The sequence below is a fragment of the Mesorhizobium sp. P5_C1 genome (genome assembly GCF_054049815.1).
Window position 1 is genome coordinate 1 of the sequence record NZ_JBFULQ010000203.1, and the last position, 9348, is coordinate 9348.

Genomic DNA, 9348 nt, shown 5'->3' on the forward strand with positions numbered 1-9348 from the left:
AGGATAGCCAGCACCGCCGGGCCGACACGATCGTCCGGCAAGCCGAAAAGAGGCAGCGACACGGTGAGCAGCCCGGCCGCCCGAAAGACGGGGCCGCCGAATCGGTGAGTTCTCGTCCAGACGTCCCGATCCGCAAGGGTCCAGGGTGTTCTGATACCGAACCACCGGTTGGGCTGCAGGAGCGGCATTCGAGCACCGACGACGATCATGATCACGCCGAGGATGATCGGCATCAGCCGAAGGCGGTTCGTCTGGAATCCAAGCGCCGAAGCAATCAAGAAGGCCTGCAGCAGGATGAGCAGCAAAAGGCCTATGAGCCACGCATGGTCCGGCGCAAAACTTCTTGCGGGTTCGCCGGATGCCTGCCTGTTCTCGACCTGCCGCCCCGGCCACAGGCGCAGGACCATCCACAGCACGGCGAGCAGCACCGGCGCACCAAGCAATGCGATCCAGCGGCCCGCAAAGACGTCCGCTTCGCCCGACGCCGACCAGTGAACCGCAATGCGTGCATCCGGCGACGTGAAGAGTGCCGCGACGATGCCGCTCAGTACCATCACAATGAGCGCTATCAGCCTTCGGTGAATGAGAGGTCTCCCTGTTCGACCATTTGCCAGTTCAGGCGGCCGGTTCGCAGCGCCGCGTCCGCTCGCGCTACCGCAAAGGAATGCTGCCCCGAATCGGCGTCAGGATCAACGGCATGGCCAAACACGGCCTCGCATTCGATTGTGAGCTTGATTGTAAACCCTTTCTTAACTCACATTAGCAACGGTAAAATAACGTACTTTTCTTGCCTGAAAACTGGCGATAGGGTAGTAATCTTTAAGTTTCCGCCGCGAATTTGGAAACAATATTACGCTGGCAAACTGACGATTGTCACATTCGAGAGGCATGGCCAACGCGCTCAGCGTAGGGGGGAACCTATGGTGTCGCCTTATGCAGATTTCATAAAGAAGCTCCACAGGGACAAAGCGTTCCGGCAGGCATTCGCCGATGATCCGCGCGGCGTTCTTCGCGCGAGCGGGCTCGATCCAGACCTCCTTGACCTGCCTTCCAAGATCGATTTCGACGCGCTGGAACGGCGTATCGACGCGCAAATATCCTCCGTTCCGCCGGATGCGGCCACACTGAGGCATGCATCGGCACAGGAACTTTGGGACAGGTTCAATTTCATCCGCGTCAACTATGATCTTGCGTCGCCGTCGATCCCAGCGACGAGCATCATCTACGGTACGACGGCAACCACCTCCGTCATATCCCTTGTTACGGCGCAGGGCAGCGCAGCCCGCACGGATGTGGAGTTGGCGCGTCTCGGCCGGTTGCGCAAACTGACCCGGCTGCCAGCAAGGGCCCTCAGTTTTGCGGTGAGCGGACCGGACGGGAGATCACTGCACGGCCTCGGCATCGAAGCGATCAAGGCGCTGGTCGGCCGCCTGCGCTGAGCGGCCCGACCCCGCAAGCATGCGAAGTACAAGGAGCTTGTCATGGGAACCGAAGCGGCGAGTTTCATCAACCGGTTGCGCAAGGACAAGGACTTTCGCCACCGCTTTGTCCAATCGCCCAAGCACGTGTTGTCCGAAGAGGGGCTGAACCCCGACGTGCTGGCGCTTCCCGACCGCATCGACGAACGGGATCTGCTGAAGAAACTCGAACACGTGTTTTCGGGGCGAGAGTGGCAAGACGAGTTCGCACGGGCCAAGCCGGAGACGTTGACGGCCGGGGAGTTGTGGGAGCGGTTCGGCGTGATCGGTTGGAAGGGTTCGGCAGCCGCGGGCGGCAAACCCGGGATCGACGTGTCGGTTGCCTCGGCGGTGGTCATCTACGGCGTCTCCGTGGTGACGTCCTCATCTACGCAGGTGGCGGCCGCCGGATCATTGGCCATGACATCGGTCGAGCAGTTGAGGTCACTGCGCGAACTGGCTCGCTTTCCCAAGGAGAAGCTCAGCTTCTCCATCGTCGGGCCGGATGGCGTTGCCATCGAGGGCGTGAACGCCGACATGCTCGCCGCCTTTCTCGCTCGTGTGAAGTGATGGTGCGCCCCAATGCTTGACGTCTACGATGGTGATCCGACGAAGACCGTGCGCTGGTGGTCCGGGCCGTCCGAGCCACCACGCGTCTGCGTCTGGGAAATCACGCTGAAGTGCGATCTCGGATGCCGGCATTGCGGTTCGCGGGCAGGCGCCGAACGCCCTGGCGAGCTGACGCTCGAGGAGGCGCTCGACACCGTGAAGCAGCTTGCGGCGCTTGGCGTTCGCGAGGTCACTTTGATCGGCGGCGAGGCCTATTTGCGGGATGACTGGGTCGACATCGCCAGCGCCGTCACCAAGGCTGGAATGGCCTGCACCATGGTGACCGGCGGATATCGCTTCGATGATTTCCGCATCCAGGAAGCGCTCGCGGCCGGCATCAGGCGGATCGGCGTGTCGATCGACGGCATCGGCGCGACGCACGACCACCTTCGCGGCCGCATCGGCAGCTACGAAGCAGCACTCGACGCAGCAAGACGGATCATGGCCACCGGCCGGATCGGCCTCAGCGTCAACACCCAGATCAACCGGCTTAGCCTGCCGGAATTGCCGGCGCTTGCCGACCTGTTGGTCGAGATCGGCGCGAGCGCCTGGCAAGTGCAGCTGACGGTCGCTCTCGGCCGCGCGGCAGACCGTCCGGACCTGCTGCTGCAGCCCTACGATATGCTCAACGTGATGCCGCTGCTCGCAAGGCTCAAGCGGACGGTGCTGGAGCCGGGCGGCGTCCAGCTCTTCCCTGGCAACAACATCGGCTATTTCGGTCCGCACGAGCCCTATCTGCGCTACGGCGGCGCCGACGGGCATACATGGAGCGGTTGCCTCGCGGGCCAGGCTGCGCTGGGCCTTGAAGCCGATGGCACATTGAAGGGCTGTCCCTCCTTGCCGAGCGCCGACTATGGTGCGGGCTCGGTGCGCACCAGCTCTATCGAGGACATGTGGCGGTCGAGTGAGCGTATACGCGGCCTCGGCGCAAGGACGCGCTCCGATCTGTGGGGGTTCTGCGCCACCTGCGAACACGCCGATCGCTGCAAGGCGGGCTGCACATGGACGGCACATGCGCTGTTCGGGCGTCCCGGGAACAACCCGTTCTGCCACCACCGGGCACTGACGCTCGCGGGCCAGGGCCTGCGCGAACGGATCCGTCTGGTCGAGCGTGCCCCCGGCGTGCCGTTCGACTACGGCCGCTTCGAGATCATCGAGGAGCCGTTGGATGGCGAGGAAGGCGATCAAGGCGGGCTCGAGGAGCTTGCCGCGCTCGCGACGCTCTTGGGCGCGGCCGGCAGCGGTGTCTGGTCGAACGCCGGGCTGCGGGCGGCGACGGCAAAGACGGCGCAGCCCCGTCACCGGGAGGCCGCGCCATGAATGCACCCGGCACAGACGTTCAACGCCCGCTCGAACTGGGAATCATGTTCACGCACCGTTGCCCGATCGCCTGCCGCCATTGCGGCATCCTTTCCGGCCCGGACAATTTCGACAGCATGGCCATGGAATTGGCGGAGCGCTGCATCACCGAGGCAGCCTCACTCGATCCCAGGCCGTCGACGATCGTCTTCACCGGCGGCGAGCCGATGATGTACCCGCACCACCTGGAGCGCCTGCTTGGCGTGGCCAACCAGCTGGGATTTGCGACACGCGTGATCACCAACGGTTTTTGGGGTCGCAATCAAGCCACCGGCCGGCGCCTTCTCTACCGGCTGCAGCTCGCCGGGCTTGATTCCCTCAATTTCAGTGCCGACAAATTTCACCTGGAATTCCTTCCGGCCGAGGTTTTCCGTCGCGCAATCGAGATCGCCTGGGAAGCAGGCTTTCCGGTCATCGTCAACACGGTCCTCAATATGCCGGGCGATCCTGTCGCCCTGTTCTCGCAACTTTACGGCATCCCCACCGAGAAGATCCGCCTCTTCGACGAGGACGAGTTCATCAGGCAGGTGGCTACCGATACCGTGCCGCCCGAATTGACCCAGATGGTGAACCTCTCGTTTGGCAGGCTTGTCGGCCTCGGACGCGCCGCCGAATACCCCGAAGAGCACTACCGCTCGGATCTCGCCACCTACACGTATACGCCTTGCCAAGAAGTGGTGAACCGACCGGTCATCTACCCCGACGGCAGTTTTCAGGCGTGCTGCTGTGCCGGCGGCAAGATCGCGAGCTTCACGGTCGGCAACGTGCGTGAGCGTTCGCTCGCGGATCTGTTTGACGCGATGCAAACGCGGACGCATTTCCGGTTCATAAATCAGTTCGGTCCGCGCGCACTCCATGAGGCGATTGCGGAAATGAGCCCAGATCGCTCCTCCGACCCTGACGGCTACGCCTCGATTTGCGACGTCTGCGTCGCGGCCACGAAAGGCTTGTGCGCGAAGGAAGTCGATGCACGCCTCGATCATTGGCTGCTCAAGCGATTTCTCGAGAAGGATGAAATCTCGGCCGAGAGCGAACCGAAGCGGTCGGAGCTGGCGGAGCGTGACGAGGAAGGCGTGATCGCGGCCGGCTTTTTCGACACCGGCCGGCGACTGCCTGGCGCGCCGGAAGATATGAAAATTTCAACTGGATCGCTTGAAAATGTAATATGAGTAACATATAATAAAAAAATCTTGAAAAATGCTGAAACCTGCGCTGATATTTAGTCGGTGCGGCATTTATATTTGTATACACAACAGATATATCTCGAATCTATTAGTCGGTATTTCTTAGTGCGGGTGTAATTCTGTGGCCAGGACGGATTTTCGGAGCATCGGTGGTTATATCGATGCGGCAGGAGCGGCGTCCCATGAGTATGCTTTCTCCAGTTGACCAAGCGACGTCGTCGACCGTCGCGTGCTGTCTTGAGCTGGAAATACGCGACGAAGACGGACGGCTTCCGCAAGGAAACATGTTCCCGGTACTGACCCATCTCGACAGCGGACGCACATGGCGCATCCTTCGCTACGCCCGCGCCTTCGACGGTTTGCTGTTCAGGGCTTTGCCGCCCGGCAAGTTCAGACTGCATGTTGCGAGCCCGCGGCACGAAACGGTGGAGATGGAGATCATGCTTGCCGCGGGTGGGCGCGAGCGGATCAATCTGCAACTGAAAAGAAAGCCGGGGCGCCAACCGCTGATCATCGATGTCGGGGCCGACGAGGATACGCTAATCCCTGCCCGCCATTCGGTCTCTCGGCTCGTATCCTGTCTCCTTAGCGATCGCGCCGTCCTCAATGCGGTCGAGGCGCCGCTTGATGCGTTGGATGCGATCGAAAAAAGCGAGCGGCACCATGTCCGGCGGCTGCTTTGCATAGGATTTCCCACCCCGCGCCGGCCGCTTGCTCAGCGGCTGTTCTGGAGCATTGTCGACCGGCGCTGCCGTCTCGAGGCATTGCTCGCCACGGTGTTCGCCAATGAGGCGGTCGCCGAAATGCTGAATTGTGAGCCAGCTCAGGTGGCGGATGAAGCGCGGACGGCAGTCGACGGACTGGACCGCCTGGATATCGCCGACGCGTTGATGATGCTGGCGCTCTACAGCGCGCCATGGAAGGCGGTGATGTCCGAGGTTTGCCGCACCCAGGCCGGAATTCGCGACGTGCTGATTCCGGCCGGCCTTGCCCACATGCTGCAGCCCGATGCAAACCCGGCAATTCCGACACGGCCGAGCGCGCGCGGGCGCTGGGCCGGCGAGTCGTCCGACCAGACCGTGCTCGAGGCAGGTCCGCTGATAGCGCGCATCGCCCTGGTGATAGCTGGCGCGTCCGAGGCACAGCCGGCCTATTTCGCAATGTTCGACCCGGTCATCAGACAAATGCGGGAGGGCAACGCATGAACGCCGGCAGGAAACCAACCACGCTGACCTTGCTGACGTCCTACCAATGCACGGCCGCCTGCGAGAACTGCTGCTTCGCGTCGCATCCCGGGATCGCGGAGAAACTGCCGTTGTGGCGCATGCTCGATGCCATTGAGCAGGCGGCGGAGATGCCGTCGATGAAGCTTGTGGTCTTCTCCGGCGGGGAATGCTTCATGCTGGAAGATGAGCTTGTCGTGGCGGTTGCGCGCTGCACCGAGCGAGGGCTCGCCAGCCGGTGTGTCACCAACGGCTACTGGGCGAAGTCGGTGCAAGCCGCGCACGCACGCCTCGAGCCGCTCTACAGGGCTGGCCTGCGTGAAATCAACTTGAGCACCGGCGACCACCATCAGCAGTTCGTACCGGTCGAGCGCATCGCCTATGGCGCAGCCGCAGCGATCAGGCTCGGCATGAATGCCGTTGTCGTGGTGGAACGCGAAATGGACCGGACTTTTCATGCCCAGGGACTGCTCTCTCATCCGGAGATGGCAGCGATCCGCGACCATCCCAACCTCATTGTGTTCGACAGTCCCTGGATGGCGATGGAGGATCGCGATTCCGTGCGGCATGGCCCCGCCAGCCTGACCAACCACCTGAACATTCACCGCCGCGCGCCCTGTGAAAGCGTGCTGGACACGATGGTGGTCAATCCGCGCGGCGAGGTCGGCGCCTGCTGCGGTTTGACGCGCGAACAGATTCCCGAAATGCAGATCGGATCGCTTCAAGACGCAACGCTCGTGGAACTCGCGGAAGCCGCCGGCAATGATTTCCTGAAGATATGGCTCGCGGTAGAGGGGCCGGAGCACATACTCGCCTGGGCTTCCACGATCGATCCACGCATCGACTGGGAGAACCGTTTCAATCATCACTGTGACGCATGCCGCGCGCTCTATGACGATGCATTGGTGCGCGACGTGCTTGCCCACCATTGGCGCGAGCGGCGCGACGACGTCCTTTACCGTTATCGGCTGGCTCATCAAAAACCCGAGGCAGAATGGCCGGACCAGTCCACCCGGCATACGCCAATCGCCTCATCCCGGCAGGAGGCCATAGACCATGCATGATAGCGATCTCATCAGAAAACTCGTCAGCGATAACCCTCCGGAAAAAGTCAGGAACCTGTCAGAAAGACTTGCGTCCGACCCGAGCCTGCTTGAGAAATTCGTCGACAAACCGTCAGCGGTGCTGAAGGATCACGGCCTTGCGGTGAGTGGCGATATCAAGCTCGGCGACCGTGAAAAGGCGATGATCCGGATGTTCTCCGATCCTCGCGTCATCGAATTGTACAACAGCGGCAAGATCGACGACCTGCGCGCCCACATCACGGACAAGTACAGGGAAATCGTGATCACCAATCCCGGCGACACCCACGCAGTGGCGGTCGCGGACTTCGACGTGGCTATCGAGGTCGAGGTCGTCGCCGTTGCGGTGGCCGTCGCGGCGATCGTTGTGGCGGGCGCAGCCGACAGGTTTTCCAAGCTGGCAACGATCGAGGCCGAGGCGGGAATTCTCAGCGCCAAGGTGGCGGCGCTCGAGGCTCGGGTCAATCTTGTCGACAAGCTCGATGCGAAGGTCACCCGTCTCGAGCAGCGCATTCGCTGACGCGGCATCACCGGGTGAACGCCCATAGCGTTCACCCCCGTGTCTTCGTCCGTGTGGACACCGGAGGGCTGGTATGCGGCAAAGGGAACTGTTGCGGGAATTTGTGACGGCACCTCCACCGGTCGGGCTGGCCCGGCTGCGCGACGACATCGCTGCCGATCGCAGAGTGCTCGACAGTTTCTGCGATCATCCCGGAACATTGTTGCGGACCTATGGCGTGGACGCCGACCAGACGATTGCGCTTGGCGACCGCGAGAAGGCGATCATCCGGCTGTTCTTCGACCCTCAGGTGGTCGAGCTGCATAGCCGCGGGGAACTCGACCGGCTGCGCGAGTACATCCTTGCGCATCATCCTGAAGTCGGCATCGCCAACCCGACCGATCTCGCCGGGGCGTTTGCCTATGTCGACGTCGACGTGGCGATCATTGCCGAAGCCGTGGCAGTGGCGGTTGCGGTGACGGCGATCGCCGTCACCGGTTCCTTCAAGTCTGGAAGCACGGTTGGCAAGGCGATCGAGCCTCTCGCCGCGCGCATTTCGGTTCTGGAGAGCCGGTTGGCGAGCCTGTCGCGGCTGGAAGTCCGCCTCGCCGAACTGGATCGGCGAACACAGCAAGCCTCGGAGGCCGCCAATGCGAAAGGCCGCTAATTCGAAAGTGCTGCTGTGCGTGATGCCGTTCCTGCCGATCGAAAGGCCGGCGCTGGGCGTAAGCCTGTTTGCCGCGCGTCTGCGACAGCAAGGCATTGCATGCGACGTATTCTACGCCAATCACCGCTTTGCCGACCGCATCGGCTTTCCGCTCTATCAGCGGATCGCGCAAAGCGCTCCGACGCACGACCTGCCGGGGGAATGGGTGTTCAGCCGCGCACTTTGGAGACACGACGCGCTACCCGACGAGGCCTTCGATAGATATGCCAGGACCACGCCGGGCGATTACTACCCCAACGCCTTCCTGGGCCAGATCCGCTATGCACGGGAGCAGGCTCCCCAGTACATCGACGCTCTGGCGGAAACGATCGACCTTCAAGACGTCGACATTGTCGGTTTCTCGAGCACCTTTCAGCAGAACCTCGCGAGCCTTGCCATGGCCAAGGCGCTCAAGGCGCGCGCGCCAAACCTGCATGTCGTGTTCGGCGGCGCCAATTGCGAGGGTGAGATGGGGCTTGAACTGCATCGCAGCTTCAGCTTCATCGATGCGGTCTGCCGCGGCGAGTCCGATACGAGTTTTCCGCAGTTGATCGAGGCCGTTCGCAAAGGTTCGGACATGTCAACCATTGGCGGCCTCGTCTATCGTGGCGCGGGAGGCGAAACCGTCGAGAGCCTCGTGCCACAAGCTGCGGTCCGCTACATGGACAGCCTCCCCTTCCCCGATCACAGCGATTTCCTCGCCGCGTTCGAGCGGTCCACGGCGCCGCAATTCATCGAACCGGAGCTAACCATCGAAACCTCGCGCGGATGCTGGTGGGGCGAAAAGCACCACTGCACCTTTTGCGGCCTCAACGGCCTCGGTATCGGCTACCGAGCAAAGTCGGCGGACCGCGCGCTGGCCGAGTTCCGCCATCTGCGGGACAGCACGGGGATTCATACCTTTTTCGCAACCGACAACATTGTCGACATGCGCTACTTCGCGACGGTGTTTCCGTCCCTGGTGGAGGACGGCACCAAGCTGCAGCTGTTCTACGAGACCAAGGCAAACCTCAAGAAGGACCAGATCGGGGTTCTCAGACGCCTGGGAACGACCTGGATGCAGCCCGGAATCGAGCACCTGAACACGCATGTGCTCAAGCTCATGGACAAGGGCATTCGCGGCATCCAGAATGTGCAGACCTTGAAATGGGTCCGCCAGCACAAGATGCTGGTCACCTGGAACGTTCTCTGCGGCTTTCCTGGGGAACGGCCGGAGGACTATGAGGAAG

General features: G+C 62.2%; 10 protein-coding genes. 9 read left to right on the forward strand and 1 reads right to left on the reverse strand.

Going from position 1 to position 9348, the window contains the following annotated elements:
- Window positions 1–554, reverse strand: a 554-nt coding sequence (locus ACXJ7R_RS17135) for an SdpI family protein (protein WP_457152873.1), incomplete at its 3' end; no start/stop codon positions are given.
- 171 nt (window positions 555–725) lie between these two features.
- On the opposite strand from ACXJ7R_RS17135, the gene ACXJ7R_RS17140 reads away from it, so the two are divergent.
- The 9 genes from ACXJ7R_RS17140 to ACXJ7R_RS17180 form a co-directional block, all read left to right on the forward strand.
- A complete protein-coding gene (locus ACXJ7R_RS17140; RefSeq protein WP_457152874.1) occupies window positions 726–1439 on the forward strand; it encodes a hypothetical protein in 714 nt (237 codons plus the stop codon).
- 42 nt (window positions 1440–1481) lie between these two features.
- Complete coding sequence (locus ACXJ7R_RS17145) at window positions 1482–2027, forward strand: hypothetical protein (RefSeq protein ID WP_457152875.1); 546 nt, start codon at window positions 1482–1484, stop codon at window positions 2025–2027.
- A 12-nt stretch (window positions 2028–2039) separates the two neighbouring features.
- Complete coding sequence (locus ACXJ7R_RS17150; RefSeq protein WP_095080450.1) at window positions 2040–3386, forward strand: radical SAM/SPASM domain-containing protein; 1347 nt, start codon at window positions 2040–2042, stop codon at window positions 3384–3386.
- A 44-nt stretch (window positions 3387–3430) separates the two neighbouring features.
- Window positions 3431–4594, forward strand: coding sequence for a radical SAM/SPASM domain-containing protein (locus tag ACXJ7R_RS17155; RefSeq protein ID WP_457152879.1), 1164 nt, complete (start codon window positions 3431–3433; stop codon window positions 4592–4594).
- A gap of 176 nt (window positions 4595–4770) precedes the next feature.
- Complete coding sequence (locus ACXJ7R_RS17160; RefSeq protein WP_457152876.1) at window positions 4771–5814, forward strand: hypothetical protein; 1044 nt, start codon at window positions 4771–4773, stop codon at window positions 5812–5814.
- The gene (locus ACXJ7R_RS17165) at window positions 5811–6896 is read left to right on the forward strand and encodes a radical SAM protein (protein ID WP_095080445.1); all 1086 of its coding nucleotides are present in this window, start codon (window positions 5811–5813) and stop codon (window positions 6894–6896) included. Before ACXJ7R_RS17160 ends, ACXJ7R_RS17165 begins: the two co-directional genes overlap by 4 nt.
- A complete protein-coding gene (locus tag ACXJ7R_RS17170; RefSeq protein WP_095080443.1) occupies window positions 6889–7434 on the forward strand; it encodes a hypothetical protein in 546 nt (181 codons plus the stop codon). Before ACXJ7R_RS17165 ends, ACXJ7R_RS17170 begins: the two co-directional genes overlap by 8 nt.
- 73 nt (window positions 7435–7507) lie before the next feature.
- Window positions 7508–8080, forward strand: a complete 573-nt coding sequence (locus ACXJ7R_RS17175) for a hypothetical protein (protein WP_457152877.1) — start codon at window positions 7508–7510, stop codon at window positions 8078–8080.
- Window positions 8064–9348: RiPP maturation radical SAM C-methyltransferase (locus tag ACXJ7R_RS17180; protein ID WP_457152878.1), on the forward strand; the 1285-nt coding region annotated here is incomplete at its 3' end. The genes ACXJ7R_RS17175 and ACXJ7R_RS17180, both read left to right, overlap by 17 nt.